We start from the raw sequence: 15,668 nt of genomic DNA, 5'->3' as shown, positions 1-15,668 counted from the left end.
TTGCTGATACCCATTATCGGACTTATATTAGGCATTTTGGTGGGATTGTTGGTTCCCGTAGATATACCCATAAGTTATGCTCCCTATGCTTCGATTGCTATCCTTGCCGCGTTAGATTCGGTTTTCGGGGGCTTGAGGGCTTTGGGAGAAGGGCACTTTGACGTAAATATTTTTATAACTGGTTTTTTCATTAATGCCCTTCTTGCAGGTTTCCTTGCCTTTCTTGGCGATAAATTGGGTATTCCCATATACATGGCGGCTATTTTTGCATTCGGCGTGAGGATATTCCAGAACCTGGCTATTATCCGGCGTCTTATGCTGGACAGACTCTTTAAAAAGTAATGAATAAAAAATTTGTAGAAAAAAAAGGAATCTTACGCTTGGATGTGGAATTTATAATTGGAACCCGCCCGCGGGAGGGAGGTGGAGCTTTGGCGAGGAGCAGCATAGTGGCCAGTCTTGACTTGGGCAGTTCCAAAGTATGCTGCATGGTTGGTGAAATTTCCCGAAATGGTGAAATAGATATAATAGGTTACGGAGTGGCACCTAGTACGGGGATAAAGAAGGGCAACATAGTAAATATTGAGGCAATGGTGCGAAGTATAAGCGAAGCGGTCCTGCAGGCGCAGCAGATGTCCAACGCCAAAATTGACAGCGTTTTAGTTGGAGTTTCGGGTCCTAACGTGACCATAGTGAATAACCGGGGCGTTGTTGCCATACCCCGGAGCGACAGAGAAATCACGCCTCACGATGTGGAACGGGTGCTTCAGGCTTCAAGAATTATAGCCATACCTCCTGACAGGGAAATCATAGAGGTAATTCCAAGACAGTTTATAGTAGACGGATGCGATGGAATAAGGGATCCCGTCGGCATGATAGGTACCCGCCTGGAAGTTGAAGTGAGCATAATAACAGGGCAGCTCACGACAATTCAAAACGTGGTAAGATGTGTGCAAAAGTCCGGATTGGAAGTGGAGGGTTTGATATTAAAGTCGTTGGCTGCTAAAGAGATACTTCTCAGCGATGACGAAGTCGATATGGGCGTGGCCTTAGTCGATGTAGGTGCGGGGACCACTGAAATCACAGTTTTTCGCGGAGAAAATATTGAACTTTACAATCTCATCCCGCTTGGAGGTGATTACGTTACCAACGATATTGCTATTGGCCTTCGCTTGCCTTATTCCCAGGCGGAAGCGATAAAGAGAAAGTACGCCTGCGCCGCAGCGAGCCTTGCCTCCGACAAACCCGATATAGAGATACACAGCATCGGGGAAGCTTCTCCAAGAAAAATTTCTCAGAAGGAATTGGCTTTGATTATCGAACCTAGGGTTCAGGAGATCATATCGCTTATTCACAAAGAACTGAAGACAGTAAACTACAGAGAAATGCTGGCTGCGGGAATAGTCCTGTGTGGCGGTGGCCTTTTACATATGAGGGGGGCTCTTGAAATAGCTCAGAAGATGCTGGGGATTCCGGTGAGAGCGGCAAAGACTGACATGTACGGCTTCGACCATACGTTTACGGTAGCGCTGGGACTGCTTTACTACGGCTCAAAAAACAGGTCTTTCGGGGATAGGGATGAAGTTAGGGATAAAAGCGCTTTAAGTTTTTTCGAAAGGGCGAAGCGAATATTGCGCGAATACTTTTTAGGATGATGGAAGGGGGTCATAAGGTGCTAGATATTGATGTGGCAATGGAACAATTCGCCAACATAAAAGTCATCGGGATAGGTGGCGGAGGAAACAATGCCGTAAATCGTATGATAGAGGCGGGATTGAAGGGAGTAGAGTTTATAGCTGTAAATACTGATGCCCAAGCCCTTTTCTTGTCAAAGGCCGATAAAAAAATTCAGATAGGGGAAAAACTAACAAAAGGTCTTGGTGCCGGTGCTAACCCTGAAATCGGGAAAAAAGCAGCCGAAGAAAGCCGCACGGAGATAGAAGAAGCACTGAAAGGAGCGGATATGATATTCATAACCGCCGGTATGGGAGGCGGGACGGGAACTGGAGCGGCCCCGGTGGTGGCGGAAATCTCCAAAAACCTGGGTATACTAACCGTTGGCGTTGTGACAAAACCATTCAGCTTCGAAGGCAAAAAGCGAATGGCCCACGCGGAAATGGGCATAGCCAATCTGAAAAATTGTGTGGATACTCTCATAACAATTCCTAACGACAGGTTGCTTACCATTGCAGAAAAGAAAACTTCGATTATAGAGGCTTTCCGCATTGCCGATGACGTCTTGAGGCAGGGTGTGCAGGGAATTTCGGACCTGATAGCCGTTCCCGGACTGATTAACCTGGACTTTGCCGACGTGAGGACCATTATGATGGATACCGGTTTGGCGCATATGGGAATTGGCCGGGGTAGCGGTGAAAACAGGGCTATTGAAGCCGCAAAACAAGCGGTTTCGAGTCCGCTCCTGGAGACGTCTATAGAAGGTGCGAAAGGCGTTCTTTTGAACATCACGGGCAGCTCAAACCTGGGACTCCTGGAAGTAAACGAAGCGGCCGAATTCATCGCCGCGGCCGCAGATCCGGATGCCAATATAATATTCGGCGCAGTTATCGACGAAAAGCTACAGGATGAGATAAGGATAACTGTAATAGCGACAGGTTTTGAACAAAAGGAGAAACCGGCAAAGCAGGAAGACGACTTTGAAATTGAACCTTTTGACGACGAAGATTTTGACATACCGGCGTTTCTGAGAAAAAGCAGGAAAAAATGAGAGCGCAAAATGGCGCTCTTTTTTTATGGACTAATCAGGAAGTGACATTTTTTTGTAACGGCTCGCGTTATAATTGAATCATAAAAAAAGAATTAGCTGAATATAAATTTATTTAGGCTGGAAATGGCCGGAGGAATTATATGGTAATATATTTGGATGTAGTGTTTGCGATAAATTTTATAATGAATCTTGCGATACTCTGGCTGGTAAAATTAATACTAAAATTAAGGTCGAAAAGGTTTAGGTTCATAATGGCAGCTCTTTTAGGAAACCTCTTCCTCCTTGATATGTTTTTTTTAAACGGTGAGTTTTCAAATACGATTCCTGGTAAAATCGTTGCATCGGTCTTAATGGTTTTGGCGGCATTTTATCCCATGACCTTATCGGAGTTTTTAAGAGCTTTAAGCCTGTTTTATTTTGTTTCTTTCATGGTAGGAGGTGGCGCCTTTGCCGTATTCTACCTCATAAATACCGAGGATGCATTTTCGCAGGGCCTTCTAGTAAATAATATTTCCGTACCATGGTGGATATTACTCGTTTCTTTTACCTTTTTGTTTGCGTTCTTTAGATTGGTGTGGTCGATGATTTCTAGAAGGTTATTGACCAATTCCCTCGTGGTACCGGTAACAGTGGGTATCGCCGGGGAACAATTAAAAATAAGGGCCTTGATTGATACGGGCAATGATTTAAAAGACCCGGTTTCCGGAAGTCCGGTGATGATAGTGGAGTATTCAGCTGTGGAACAACTCTTGCCCGATAAAATAAAACAATGCCTGAAAGGCGAAGTTATAGAAAACCTGAAGGAATTGGAACAATCAGTTTTACATTCCCAGTGGGCGACGCGTATTAGAATCATTCCCTTTACTTCTATCGGAAAAAATAAAGGTATAATGGCGGGATTAAAAGCAGATAGAGTTTATATCTGGCTGGATGGAAAGGTTTATGAAGCTGATAACGTGGTGCTTGGAATTTGCAACAGGGCGCTTTCCCCCTGCGGTGATTATGAAGCTTTGTTGAACCCTGAATTTTTAATCAGATAAAAATTTTAATGGAGGGAGAATAAATGTGGGGAAAATTTAGTTTTAAGGTAATGATTATAAAAATACTACAAAAGCTTGGAATACTTGAAAAAAGGGTCATATATTACATAGGAGGCAGCGAAACCCTGCCACCTCCCCTTTCCAGCGAGGAAGAAGCCATTTTGTTGAGCAAATTGGAAAGGGGAGACGAATCGGTAAAAAACGTATTAATAGAGAGGAACTTAAGACTAGTGGTTTACATTGCCCGCAAGTTTGAGAACACCGGTGCGGGTATAGAAGACCTCATATCTATCGGGACAATCGGCCTCATAAAAGCCATTAATACTTTCGATCCCCGGAAAAAGATTAAGCTTGCGACATACGCTTCAAGGTGCATAGAAAATGAGATCTTGATGTATTTAAGGAGAAACAATAAAAACCGCAGCGAGGTATCCTTTGACGAACCGTTAAATGTAGATTGGGATGGGAATGAACTTCTGCTTTCCGATATTTTAGGAACCGATAGCGATATGATTTACAGGTGCATCGAAGAGGAGGTGGAGAAAGAGCTTTTGGATGCAGCCATAAAGCGTCTATCTAAGAGGGAAAGATGTATAATGGAACTCAGGTTCGGGTTGAACGATGGAAAAGAAAAAACTCAAAAGGAAGTGGCCGAACTCCTGGGGATTTCACAGTCATATATTTCCAGATTAGAAAAAAGGATTATTAAAAGGTTAAAAAAGGAAATAATTCGCATGATGTAATTTAAAAAAGCGAATAAAAACTTCCCCCTGTGGCAAAAATTTAAATGAGGTACTGGAAAGACAGGGGGATATTTTATGAATTTGAACAAAGTAGAGATATGTGGTGTTAATACCTCCAAACTGCCTGTTCTATCCAACAGCAAAATGAAAGAACTTTTTATAAAAGTCAAGCAGGGAGATAAGGAAGCCAGGGAAAAGCTCATACACGGAAACTTGAGATTGGTGCTGAGCGTTATTCAGAGATTCAACAATAGAGGCGAATACGTCGACGACCTTTTTCAGGTCGGGTGCATCGGTTTGATGAAAGCCATAGATAATTTTGACTTAAGTCAAAACGTAAAGTTTTCTACTTACGCCGTTCCGATGATTATAGGAGAAATACGGCGGTATCTCAGGGATAACAATCCCATAAGGGTCAGCAGATCTTTAAGGGATGTGGCGTATAAAGCGCTCCAGGTCAGGGATTCGCTGGTAAACAAAAATTCTCGAGAACCTTCCATTGATGAAATAGCGAAAGAGATGAACATGCCCGCGGAGGAAATTGTTATGGCATTGGATGCGATTCAGGAGCCCATATCGCTGTTCGAGCCAATCTATCATGATGGCGGGGACCCTATATTCGTCATGGACCAGATAAGTGACGATAAGAATAATGATGAAAATTGGATAAGCAGCATTGCAATAAAAGAAGCCATGCAGAAATTGAATGAAAGGGAAAAGATGATACTGACCCTCAGATTTTTTGAAGGAAAAACTCAAATGGAAGTAGCCCAGGAGATAGGAATTTCTCAGGCACAGGTCTCGAGGCTTGAGAAGGCTGCTTTAAAGCATCTGAGAAAATACATTTAGTTTGGGGTGAACTTTTATGGAAACGGCAAAGAAGATATTTATAGTGATATTGACAGTAGCGTTCCTTTTCTGTTTTTACTATTTCTTGGGCACCAAAGCCGTTGTGGCTTATAATATGAAAAACCTTGTTTACGTTAATCATGAAGAACCTCTGAAACTCGTGATGGAAGAAGAACGGGTCAGGAAAATGATAATGAAAGTAAACTGATAGGGCCTTTCTTAGGCCCTGTTTTTTTTACATTTTTTAATACTGATGAATATAAATTATAATGTGAGAGGGGTGATGGCGGTGATAAAAGCTTCGGACCTCAGGCAGAGAGAAATAATAAACATAGCCGACGGGAAGAGACTGGGCTTCATCAACGACCTGGACATAGACGTGGAAGAAGGTCGCATACGGGCGATCATCGTGCCGGCTCCGGTCAAAATCTTCAGCGTTTTCGGCAAGGGCGGAGATTACGTGATTCCGTGGGAAAAAATAAAAAAGATCGGAAGCGACGTGATACTGATAGAGCTTTCGGAGTTTACCGAACCGAAAAAGGGGATCTGAGAAGAATTCTGAGTAAGGCTTTTACAAGCCTTTTTATTTTTTTCAAAAAACATTATAATTTTGGGTAGAGGGAGGAAAAAGGACGATATGAACTGGAAATTGCGCCTCAAGATGGAAAAGTTAAAAGAGCAGGAGACCAACTTCGTTCCGGAAAAAAGCTTCGGTTCGGTGCCGGTAAACGTGGCATTGGTCTTTCCCAATGCCTACGAACTTGGGATGACCAACCTTGGATTTCAGGCCATTTACCGCGAGATCAATTCCAGGAGGGATTCACTGTGTCACAGGGCGTTTTTATTTAAAGGTTTCCCGCCATACACCATTGAAGCTTTAAAGCCGCTATCCGGCTACGATATAGTGGGGTTTTCGGTGTCCTTCGAGATGGATTACCTCAATCTGTTAAAAATTTTGGACGATGCGGGCATTCCCCTATTTGCATGCGAAAGAGATAATCCGATTGTCATAGCCGGAGGACCCGCGATTACATTCAACCCCGAGCCCCTTTCCCCTTTTGTCGACTTTTTCGTTATAGGGGAAGGGGAAGAAGTTATACACGAGATATTGGACACCTTTAGAGAGAACACGGGAAGGTCGAAGGAATACATTCTCGAAAAGATGGCCCAAATTGACGGTGTTTACGTTCCGTCTTTTTACGAGGTTAAATACGGCAATAAAGGAGACGTGGAAGAATTTAAGGCCGTACCTCCTGCCCCCCTAAAAATAAAAAGAAGATGGGTAAAAGACCTTGATGCTTTCAGCACCGAGACGGCAGTAATTACGCCGAACACCGAATTTAAGGATATGTTTCTCATTGAACTTTCAAGGGGATGCGGTCGAAATTGCAGATTTTGTATGGCAGGATATTGTTATCGCGTTCCCAGAGCTAGAAAAATGGAAAGGATATTGGAGAGGGCTAAATTTGCAGCACGACTTGGCAAAAAGGTAGGGTTGGTAGGCGCTGCCGTATCTGATTATCCCAAAATAGATGAATTGGTAAAAGAGCTTGTCAGAAATGACATTAAATTTTCAGTGTCATCTTTGCGGGCCGACTCTTTAAGCGAATCACTCATAGAAGGGCTTTCGTCCAGCGGCCATAAAACTCTTACTGTAGCTCCGGAAGCAGGTTCTCAGAGGCTTCGAAACGTCATCAATAAAGGCATAACTGAGGAACACGTACTTGATGCTGTAAAACTGGCGGGAATTTACGGAATAAAAAATATAAAGCTCTACTATATCATCGGATTGCCAACGGAGACGGATGAAGACATCGAAGAAATGATTGAATTTTTGATAAAGGTCAAGGAAAAAATGGCAGAAGGAAAAAATAAAGATGGCATTCTTACGGTAAGCGTAAATCCCTTTATTCCAAAACCCTTCACCCCCTTTCAGTGGCTCGGAATGGAGAATCTGACTTCATTGGAAGGTAAAATAAAAAAGCTTCAGAACCATCTCAAGCCTAAGGGAATAAGGATGTTATACGAAAGCCCGCGAATTTCCCAGGTGCAGGCGGCGCTATCCCGTGGGGACCGTGACACCGCCACGTTACTCTACCGGGTTTATCGGTCGGGCGGAAATTTGACGGCATTGAAACGCTTTGAAGTCGAAGGGAAAAACGTTGAATACTACGCTCACAGGGAGTTTCCCCTCGATGCGGTGCTTCCTTGGGACCATATAGATATCGGACTGTCTAAGGAGTACTTTATAAGAGAATACCAAAAAGCAATTGAAGGAAAAACTACGCGAAGGTGTACAGAGGAAATATGCAGGGTATGCAGAATATGTACAAAGTAAGGTGATTGCAATGAGTTTTGAATTGAGGAAAAAAGGCGACGTGGAATATTTAATAATTCCTTCATTTGAAGCAACGGGTCTTGTAAGGCACGCTTTCTCAACCCGCAGGGGTGGATTTAGCGTAGGCCATTGCGAGACGCTAAATTTAGGATTCAACAAAGGCGACGACAGGGAAACGGTACTTAAAAACTATCAAGTCTTTTGCGATGCGGTGGGCATTGAAATGGAGAATCTGGTGGCATCCCATCAAGTTCACGAGAGCGAGATTTACGTGGCAGGAAAAGAGGATAGAGGTAAGGGAATTTTGAAGAAATCCGATATAACGGGTAAGGACGCACTCATAACAAGAGAAAGAAAAGTTGCTCTTGTGACTTACTATGCGGATTGCGTTCCCCTGTTCTTCCTGGACCCGGTGACTCCCGCTGCGGGACTCGCTCACGCGGGGTGGCGCGGGACGGTAAAAAAGATAGGAATGAAAACCGTGAAAAAAATGATAGAGGTTTTCAAAACTCCAGTGGAAAAATTGCTTTGCGGTATAGGACCCTGTATAGCCGGCAGTTGTTATGAAGTAGATGACCCCGTGGTGGAGAAATTCAAGAATGCTTTTGAGTACTGGGAGGATCTGGTGGAATATAAGGGCAACGGCCGCTGGCTGCTGGACCTGGTAAAAGCCAATAAAATGCAGCTCGAAGATGTGGGAGTGAAACCGGAAAACATTACGGTGAGCGGATTTTGCACCCATTGCCGGCCCGACCTTTTTTATTCATACAGGCGGGATAAGGGTGTGACAGGAAGCCTTGCGGCAGTAATCGAATTAAAATGAGGGGTGTTTATATGGCAGGAGCAAAGATACTGGTCGTCGACGATGAGCCGTTTATAGTAGAGCTTGTGAAGTTCAACCTCGAAAGTGCAGGATATGAAGTAATTACTGCATCGGATGGCCATGAGGCATTGAAACTTATTGAAAAGGAACACCCGGACCTTATAATTTTGGATATAATGCTGCCGGGCATAGACGGAATGGAAATCTGCCGCGCTTTAAGGTTTAAGAGAGAAACCAGAGATATACCCGTCATACTGCTTACTGCCAAAACAGGCGAAATCGACAAAGTCCTGGGGCTTGAAATGGGGGCTGACGACTACATCACCAAACCCTTTAGCCCACGTGAACTCGTGGCAAGAGTGAGAGCAGTACTTAGGCGAACCGATAAGAAAGCGAGGTCCGAAGAATTAATAAAAGCAGGGCCTGTGGTGATAGATGTAGATAGGCACGAAGTGTTTGTAGACGGCAAGAAAAAGGATTTTACGCCCAAGGAATTTGAGCTATTAAAGCTTTTAGCCTCCAATCCGGGCAAGGTCTTTTCCAGAGAATATCTCCTTGAAAACGTATGGGGTTACGACTACTTAGGAGATACGAGAACGGTTGATGTGCACATCAGGCATCTCAGACAGAAGATAGAGAAAAATTCTGAAGATCCTAAATACATCAAAACGGTGAGGGGCGTCGGTTATAAATTTAATGAACTGGAGTGATTTTTTTGCTAAAAAGTCACTTCAGCTGGAACTGGCTGTTAACGGTGCTGGTTTTGGCTCTGTTGTTTTTAGCTTTTTGTACATTAAACAGTTTTTACGTTGAAAATTTGGGGCGGAACCTGATGGCCGAGGCATCTTTTATCTCCTCATCTATAAAAGTAGCCCTGGATTCTGGAAGATATCAGGAAGTGCAAAACGTGGCGGCAACGTTTCGTTCCCGGTTTTCAAAAGCTCTGGCAATAGTAGATGGGCGGGGAAACGTAATAGCTTCATCGGGAGAAATCAAGCTCAAGGATTTGCCTTTGAAAGACGTCTTAAATGGCAAGAAGTATGTGGATAAAGATGTGGTTCGAATAGGAGTTTTCCGCCGATTTCGCGCGGCAGTGCCCGTTGTATTGGAAAACGGAGCGGCTTTGGCTGTTGTGGTAGGGCTGTTGCCCGGAGATATCGCTAAAATCCTGTCAATAAATCTGCTATTTTTTGTTTTAACTTTTTTGGGAGTGCTATTTTCTACTTTTATGTGGAAAAGGACCAACTCCTTGATAAAACCCCTTGAAACTATGGTTGATGTGACCAGGAATTTTGCCCAGGGGGATTTTACCCGGACGGTTCACGTCAATTCCCAAAATGAAATCGGCAAGTTGAGCAGGGAGTTAAATCTGCTGGCGAAGAAACTCAGGATGACCCTGGAAGAGAACGAAGAAAACAAAACCTTAATGAGTGAATTGCTGAAAAGCTTGGAAGACGGAGTTGTGGTGGTCGATGTTGAAACCAGGATAGTATTCGTTAATGCCTCAGCCTGCAAACTTGTCGGTGCGGACACAAAAAGAGCGGAGGGGAAAAAACTTATCAGCGTGATCCGGCATTACGAACTGGATGAAGCGGTAAAGGAAACCATAAATCGAGGGATCCCTAATTACAAAGAGATAACCTTGCTTCCCAGCGATAAGACCTTAAAAGTAAGCATAACACCTTACAGGAACAAAAAAGAAAAAATTGCCGGCTGTATCATCGTGATGAAGGATATGACGGAAATAAAACGTATTGAGAAGATGCGCACCGATTTTATAGCTAACGTCTCCCACGAGCTTAGAACTCCCCTCACGTCGATAAGAGGTTTCGTAGAAACTCTCATTGACGGGGCCTATCAGGACCCGACGCTGGCGAAAAGATTTTTGAAGATAATAGAGAAAGAAGTGGGGAGACTTTGCAGGCTAACAGACAATATGTTGGACCTTTCCAGAATAGAGACGAATCAATTAAAGCTTAACATTAAAGACGTTTCCGCAGAAGAAATTATAAGGGAAGTCATGATAATTTTTGAAAACAGGCTGAAGGAAAAGGATTTGACCTATTATGAAAAATTCCAGGAAAACCTTCCAAAAGTTAAAGCCGACCCTGATTGGCTGAGACAGATTTTCGTCAATCTTATGGACAATGCCGTAAAGTACACTCCAAGTGGCGGAAAAGTTTGGATTGAAGCGGAATCGAAAGGAGATGTGGTAGAGTTCAGGGTTTGCGACACCGGTGCGGGCATCCCTGAGGAAGACCTTCCGAGAATATTTGAAAGGTTTTATAGGGTGGATAAAACCCGCTCTGCTGGAAGTGGAGGAAGTGGTTTGGGGCTTGCCATTGTAAAGCATCTTGTAAAAGCCTTTGGCGGGGATATATGGGTCGAAAGCAAGGTAAATCAAGGGAGTAAATTCATCTTTACTTTAAAAAAAGCTTAACTAAGGCTGAGGGGGAAGGACAAATGGCGACGATGAGGCCCGGCTTTGATCGGGAGTTAGAAGAACTCCAGCAAGATATCCTGAAAATGGGAAGTATGGTGGAACAGCAGATTTACAATGCTGTGGAATCCCTGGTAAAAAAGGACGAAAAGCTGGCACAAAAAGTGATTGAGGATGACGACATTGTAGATAACATGGAATATATGATTGAAGACAAGTGTGTCAAACTCATTGCAAGGCAACATCCACTCGCAAAGGACCTCAGATTTGTCTTTACTGGAGTAAAAATAGCTACGGATTTGGAAAGAATGTCGGACAACGCCGTTGATATTGCCAGAACCACGATAAGGCTTTTAAACCAGCAATACATCAAACCATTGATAGATATACTTAAGATGGCTGAGCTTACATGCGAGATGGTAAAAAACGCGCTGGATGCCTATATTAATCAAGACATAGCGGCAGCCCAGAAAGTATGCGATGCCGACGACGAAATAGATGGACTTTACTCGCGGATTTTCAGGGAACTCTTGGCCATAATGATGGAAGATCCGAATACCATTTTGCAGGCCACCCAACTGCTGTTCGTAGGCAGGTATTTGGAGCGAATTGCAGACCATGCTACAAATTTGGGAGAATGGATAATATACGTCGTTACGGGCGAGAAAAAAGAATTGAACGATTAACTTTAAGCAGCCGAACAGGCTGCTTTTTTGATGTACTTCAGAATAAATGAAGAGAGCTTGGGTAAAGATAAAAAAGAAAAATTTTAAAAGAGGTGAAATGGATGCCGGTAGGGGTGACCTTGCTGCTGGTGCTGGCAGTACTGATATATTTCGGGCTCCTGCAAAGAATCCTGGACAGGATGCATTTGTCCGATAAGACGGCCCTCTTTTTCATAGGAGCCATGGCCGTAGGTACTTTTTTGCCCAATATACCACTCGGCATGGGTCTTTCAATAAACATAGGAGGCGGTCTTGTACCGATCGGCCTTTCTGTTTACCTTATAGCTACCGCTGACGAAAATGAAGAAAAAGTTAGGGCCATCATAGCAGCCTTGCTAACAGGGCTTGCGGTATATGCAGGGGGCAGGCTTTTACCTGCCGAACCGGAGACCATGTTAATGGACCCCTTGATAGTTTTTTCGATTCTTGCGGGATTGATAGCGTATATCTTGGGCAGGTCAAGGCGGGGAGCTTTCGTAGCAGGAGTAATGGGTATATTGATTTCTGACATTATTTATGCTCTGGGCCTTACCACTCGGCCCGTAAAGACTTCTATAGGTGGAGCGGGAGTATTCGATGCAGCGATAATAGCGGGCGTTATAGGAGTTGCTTTGTGCGAATTGGTAGGGGAGACAAGAGAAAGACTTCAGGGAGGCACAGAAAAAGCTGACAAAGAAAAAGAAGGTGATGAAAAATGAAAGCTCGCGGGCTCACTGCTTTGTTTTTAATCTTTCTGTTTTCGACGCTATTTTCCCAGGTTTGTCTTGCCACCGATGAAAGGACAGACGGCTACTTTACCGTCTACGAGGAAAAAACCAACAAGAAGATATTTGCCACGGCAAGGGTGATCAGCATCGGAGACCAGTATTTGGATGAAAAAAACAATCTTTACGAAATCGTAAGGGTTGAAGGCGACAAAGCTTATGCTGTATTTAAGGAGAAAGTGGACCTTGAAAGAGCCTTAAAAGAACTGCAGACGTCCGACCACCAAAGCGCTCTCGCCACGTCCCACGCCGAGCAAAAAAGAATGGTGGCTATTTACCATACTCACAGCGATGAATCTTACGTGCCCACCGATGGAAAGGCCAGCATACCTTACAATGGTGGAATATTTAAGGTAGGCAAGGCGTTAAAGGAGGCTCTGGAGGAAAGAGGAATTACCGTAATACATTCCGAACGTCCGCACGATCCCCACGATGCTGCTGCATACGAGAGGTCACGCCGGACTGCTATGGAACTGTTGAAGCAAAATCCCGATGCCATTTTGGATATACACAGGGACGCCGTTCCTGCTGACGAATATGCAGGTCATGTAAACGGCCAACCAGTGGCCAAAGTCCAGCTGGTCGTGGGGCGGCAGAATCCTCAGATGAAGACCATAAACAATTTTGCTTGGCAGATAAAAGCTGTGGCCGATAAAAAATATCCCGGTTTGATAAAAGGGATTTTTTACGGAAAAGGGAACTACAATCAGGACCTCTTTCCGCGGACCATCCTTATCGAAGCAGGTACCTACACGAATTACAGGGAAAAAGCCCAGGATGGAGTGCAAATACTTGCCGATGTTATAGCCACAACTCTTTACGGGACGGATTATCAGAAGAAAGCCGCGCCGGGAGGTGAAAGTACCACCCAGGTTCCCGGAGAAAGAGGAAGTGCTTTGAGGAGTATCCTCGGCATCGTAGTCATCGGAGCGGTAGGTTTTATAGGTTATATGCTCATCAGCACCGGTGGATGGAAGGAGCTTTCCAGCAAGATAGAACGTTTTATGGGTTCCGAATTTGCTAACTTCTTGGGAAACATAAGGCGCGGCAAAAAAGATGACGACAATGGTGGTAAGAGGGACGAAAGCTGATATATGGGCGGATATGTAGCTGTAATATTAACTGGCCTTGTGATGGGGACCATAGGTAGATTATACCTTTTGCGCGTCGACTACAGGCAGTACCCCAGCTATCCCCAGGGCTACATGGTCCACCTGGCGTTAGGCTTCATCGCAGCTTTCCTTGGTGCCGTAGCCATCCCCGCCCTTTTGGCAGAGGAGTATACGGCGGTTACCTTCCTTGCCCTTGCCGCCCAACAGTTCAGAGAAATTAGGGATATGGAGAGGGAAAGTCTTAGGAATATAGAAGTGACTGAGCTGGTTCCCCGCGGGGCGGCGTATATAGAGGACATAGCAAAGGCCTTTGAATCGAGGAATTACCTTGCTATGCTGACTGCCTTAATTACGAGCACGGTGGTGGAATTTTCCAAAAATCCGGTTTGGGGTATTCTCGCAGGATTTACGGTGATTCTTCTTTTGAGCTTCTTTACAAAGAGAAAAAGACTCAAAGATATTGCCGTTGTAAGACCTGCTGAAATTTTTTTCAATGGTTCGATTTTATGCATCGAAAACATCCAGGTTATGAACGTGGGTCACCCGGATTCGAGAAAAATTTTTCTGGAACAAGGGCTTGCAGTGATGATCGAACCGAAGGATGACAATGCAAGAGCTTCACTTTCCAATATCGGCCAGAGACAGGCGATTGCCCACGACGTGGCGGCCCTTTTAGGGGTGAAAAGGGATGTGAACGAAATAGATTTCACCCCGCTTGTAAGAATAGATTTGAAAACCGGTAGAGTTGGCCTTGTAATTGTCCCAATGGAAAAGGATATGGAGACGCTAATTGAGGCGGTAAAAATGGTACCAGTTCTCGAAAGTACGAGAAGAAAACCCCTTAAATCTAAAGCCGGAAGGGAAGCGGCGGATTAGAGGTGGTTTTGTGGAAAATATAGGGTTGTCGGAAGTTATACTGGCCATCGTGACGGTTGACGGAACGCAGCCGGCTTCAGGAGTTCCTGTTTTTTACGCTAAAGATGAAGAGGAAAGAGAAAAAATAGCGCTTAATCTTGCTCGCATACTTTCGGGCATGGTACATGATCTGGAAAACGGTACGTACGTGATAGTGAGACACTAATGGAGGAATGGCTTTTGAATAATGTGATATACTCTTGTTATTACGGCAGCTACCTTGCAGCGGTAGCTGCCGCCTTGCATCTTGGTCTCATGGAGGAATTCGATTCAGGGGAAATTACAAATTTACCTTATTTCGGAAATTTAGGGAAAGACCAATGGGGGAAGCTTTATTTTGTTGGAGAAGATAAATCGGGGCGCAAAATTTACATAATGGGCTCGAAAAAAGCGGGCAGGGTTGTAGAAAAGGCGTTAAAAGGTTTTGCGCAAATTTACAATATGGAAGAAACGTCAGTGGTGTTTGTTGATTTGCTGCCCTTCGGAAACCTCTTTTTTGCAGCGGGATGTTTTATGTTGCGGAGGTTGAACTTTAAACGCGCGGGTACTTTCTTCCTGATGGCGGGAATCAGAAAAAGTTTTGGAAAACTGAAGGATTTAGTGGAAAGTATTAAGAAGTCGGTTTAAAAGGTGATGGTATGAAAATATTTTACTGTTGTTACGGCAGCGCTCATTCGTCGGTGGTGGCAGCTGCCATACATCTCGGCTGGCTTCCTGAGGACAGAGTTCCTGAAGTTCACGAGATTGAAAACCTGCCGCATTACGATAAGACCGATTCGTTCGAAATTGGAACTCCTTTTTTTATGGGAAAAGACGAAAAAGGAGCCGAGATCTACATAATCGGAATGACCGACCAGCGGCAGCTTGTTAAAAATGCAATATTGAGTTTCCTAAAGAACAACGAAATTGAGACGAAGGATATTTTCTTTGTCGACACGATTCCTTTGGTGAATTTAAAAACAAAAGTAGGGGGAATTCTTTCTCGGAGAATAGGTCTTGTAGCCGTCGGTAGGCCCCTCACTGTAAAAGGAATTCAGGAAAAGTATTTCGAGTTTGTAAAATTGGTAAATGAGGTGAAAAAGTCGTTAGGTCTGCTAGGCAGTGTAAAATTTAAGTAGGTAGGAAAAGAAGGGAAAAGGCATAGAAACGTAGAAAAAAAGACCTCGCCACCCCAAACAACACCAAATCATAAAA

Annotated in this window: 19 protein-coding genes; all 19 read left to right on the top strand. The window is 44.1% G+C overall.

Annotated features, from left to right (window positions below; translation table 11 throughout):
- Positions 1-342: a small basic family protein gene (locus AN618_RS01145; RefSeq protein ID WP_066351053.1), complete on the top strand. Its 342-nt coding sequence runs from the start codon at positions 1-3 to the stop codon at positions 340-342.
- Positions 343-431: 89 nt separating this feature from the next.
- Positions 432-1,655, top strand: coding sequence for a cell division protein FtsA (gene ftsA / locus AN618_RS01140; protein ID WP_066351358.1), 1,224 nt, complete (start codon positions 432-434; stop codon positions 1,653-1,655).
- Entirely contained in the window at positions 1,655-2,725 is a 1,071-nt protein-coding gene (gene ftsZ / locus AN618_RS01135) for a cell division protein FtsZ (protein ID WP_425402666.1), read from the top strand. Before ftsA ends, ftsZ begins: the two co-directional genes overlap by 1 nt.
- Before the next feature lie 140 nt (positions 2,726-2,865).
- Positions 2,866-3,765, top strand: coding sequence for a sigma-E processing peptidase SpoIIGA (gene spoIIGA / locus AN618_RS01130; RefSeq protein ID WP_066351047.1), 900 nt, complete (start codon positions 2,866-2,868; stop codon positions 3,763-3,765).
- A gap of 23 nt (positions 3,766-3,788) precedes the next feature.
- The gene (gene sigE, locus AN618_RS01125) at positions 3,789-4,508 is read left to right on the top strand and encodes an RNA polymerase sporulation sigma factor SigE (protein ID WP_066351045.1); all 720 of its coding nucleotides are present in this window, start codon (positions 3,789-3,791) and stop codon (positions 4,506-4,508) included.
- A gap of 75 nt (positions 4,509-4,583) precedes the next feature.
- On the top strand, positions 4,584-5,357 hold the full coding sequence (gene sigG / locus AN618_RS01120) for an RNA polymerase sporulation sigma factor SigG (protein WP_066351043.1): 774 nt from the start codon (positions 4,584-4,586) through the stop codon (positions 5,355-5,357).
- Between the two features lie 16 nt (positions 5,358-5,373).
- Entirely contained in the window at positions 5,374-5,565 is a 192-nt protein-coding gene (locus tag AN618_RS01115; protein ID WP_066351040.1) for a hypothetical protein, read from the top strand.
- An 81-nt stretch (positions 5,566-5,646) separates the two neighbouring features.
- Positions 5,647-5,907 carry a YlmC/YmxH family sporulation protein gene (locus tag AN618_RS01110; RefSeq protein WP_066351354.1) on the top strand — a complete coding sequence of 87 codons (261 nt, stop codon included), beginning with the start codon at positions 5,647-5,649 and terminating at the stop codon, positions 5,905-5,907.
- An 87-nt stretch (positions 5,908-5,994) separates the two neighbouring features.
- Positions 5,995-7,695, top strand: coding sequence for a TIGR03960 family B12-binding radical SAM protein (locus AN618_RS01105; RefSeq protein WP_066351038.1), 1,701 nt, complete (start codon positions 5,995-5,997; stop codon positions 7,693-7,695).
- A 10-nt stretch (positions 7,696-7,705) separates the two neighbouring features.
- Positions 7,706-8,518, top strand: coding sequence for a peptidoglycan editing factor PgeF (pgeF, locus tag AN618_RS01100; RefSeq protein WP_066351036.1), 813 nt, complete (start codon positions 7,706-7,708; stop codon positions 8,516-8,518).
- A gap of 11 nt (positions 8,519-8,529) precedes the next feature.
- The gene (locus AN618_RS01095) at positions 8,530-9,228 is read left to right on the top strand and encodes a response regulator transcription factor (RefSeq protein WP_066351034.1); all 699 of its coding nucleotides are present in this window, start codon (positions 8,530-8,532) and stop codon (positions 9,226-9,228) included.
- Between the two features lie 5 nt (positions 9,229-9,233).
- A complete protein-coding gene (pnpS, locus tag AN618_RS01090) occupies positions 9,234-10,958 on the top strand; it encodes a two-component system histidine kinase PnpS (protein ID WP_066351033.1) in 1,725 nt (574 codons plus the stop codon).
- Between the two features lie 23 nt (positions 10,959-10,981).
- Positions 10,982-11,644, top strand: a complete 663-nt coding sequence (gene phoU, locus AN618_RS01085; protein WP_066351031.1) for a phosphate signaling complex protein PhoU — start codon at positions 10,982-10,984, stop codon at positions 11,642-11,644.
- 101 nt (positions 11,645-11,745) lie between these two features.
- Positions 11,746-12,381, top strand: a complete 636-nt coding sequence (locus tag AN618_RS01080) for a DUF1614 domain-containing protein (protein ID WP_066351027.1) — start codon at positions 11,746-11,748, stop codon at positions 12,379-12,381.
- Positions 12,378-13,538: a stage II sporulation protein P gene (gene spoIIP / locus AN618_RS01075; protein WP_066351025.1), complete on the top strand. Its 1,161-nt coding sequence runs from the start codon at positions 12,378-12,380 to the stop codon at positions 13,536-13,538. Before AN618_RS01080 ends, spoIIP begins: the two co-directional genes overlap by 4 nt.
- Positions 13,539-13,541: 3 nt before the next feature.
- Complete coding sequence (locus tag AN618_RS01070; RefSeq protein ID WP_066351022.1) at positions 13,542-14,435, top strand: YIEGIA family protein; 894 nt, start codon at positions 13,542-13,544, stop codon at positions 14,433-14,435.
- A 10-nt stretch (positions 14,436-14,445) separates the two neighbouring features.
- Entirely contained in the window at positions 14,446-14,640 is a 195-nt protein-coding gene (locus AN618_RS01065) for a capping complex subunit for YIEGIA (RefSeq protein WP_083514977.1), read from the top strand.
- 23 nt (positions 14,641-14,663) lie between these two features.
- Positions 14,664-15,101, top strand: coding sequence for a DUF3189 family protein (locus AN618_RS01060; protein WP_245628343.1), 438 nt, complete (start codon positions 14,664-14,666; stop codon positions 15,099-15,101).
- A gap of 11 nt (positions 15,102-15,112) precedes the next feature.
- Positions 15,113-15,592, top strand: a complete 480-nt coding sequence (locus AN618_RS01055) for a DUF3189 family protein (protein WP_066351018.1) — start codon at positions 15,113-15,115, stop codon at positions 15,590-15,592.
- Positions 15,593-15,668 lie beyond the last annotated feature (76 nt).

It is taken from the genome of Fervidicola ferrireducens, assembly GCF_001562425.1.
Classification (GTDB): domain Bacteria; phylum Bacillota; class Thermosediminibacteria; order Thermosediminibacterales; family Thermosediminibacteraceae; genus Fervidicola; species Fervidicola ferrireducens.
The sequence above is the reverse complement of the archived record's forward strand: the minus strand, read 5'-3'. Positions and strand labels throughout refer to the sequence as shown.

Excerpts from the sequence above, each read along its gene's own strand:
- ftsZ (WP_425402666.1), top strand. The coding sequence starts at position 1,655 with ATGGAAGGGGGTCATAAGGTGCTAGATATTGATGTGGCAATGGAACAA.
- spoIIGA (WP_066351047.1), top strand. The coding sequence starts at position 2,866 with ATGGTAATATATTTGGATGTAGTGTTTGCGATAAATTTTATAATGAAT.
- sigE (WP_066351045.1), top strand. The coding sequence starts at position 3,789 with ATGTGGGGAAAATTTAGTTTTAAGGTAATGATTATAAAAATACTACAA.
- sigG (WP_066351043.1), top strand. The coding sequence starts at position 4,584 with ATGAATTTGAACAAAGTAGAGATATGTGGTGTTAATACCTCCAAACTG.
- AN618_RS01115 (WP_066351040.1), top strand. The coding sequence starts at position 5,374 with ATGGAAACGGCAAAGAAGATATTTATAGTGATATTGACAGTAGCGTTC.
- AN618_RS01105 (WP_066351038.1), top strand. The coding sequence starts at position 5,995 with ATGAACTGGAAATTGCGCCTCAAGATGGAAAAGTTAAAAGAGCAGGAG.
- pgeF (WP_066351036.1), top strand. The coding sequence starts at position 7,706 with ATGAGTTTTGAATTGAGGAAAAAAGGCGACGTGGAATATTTAATAATT.
- AN618_RS01095 (WP_066351034.1), top strand. The coding sequence starts at position 8,530 with ATGGCAGGAGCAAAGATACTGGTCGTCGACGATGAGCCGTTTATAGTA.
- phoU (WP_066351031.1), top strand. The coding sequence starts at position 10,982 with ATGGCGACGATGAGGCCCGGCTTTGATCGGGAGTTAGAAGAACTCCAG.
- AN618_RS01080 (WP_066351027.1), top strand. The coding sequence starts at position 11,746 with ATGCCGGTAGGGGTGACCTTGCTGCTGGTGCTGGCAGTACTGATATAT.
- spoIIP (WP_066351025.1), top strand. The coding sequence starts at position 12,378 with ATGAAAGCTCGCGGGCTCACTGCTTTGTTTTTAATCTTTCTGTTTTCG.
- AN618_RS01070 (WP_066351022.1), top strand. The coding sequence starts at position 13,542 with ATGGGCGGATATGTAGCTGTAATATTAACTGGCCTTGTGATGGGGACC.
- AN618_RS01055 (WP_066351018.1), top strand. The coding sequence starts at position 15,113 with ATGAAAATATTTTACTGTTGTTACGGCAGCGCTCATTCGTCGGTGGTG.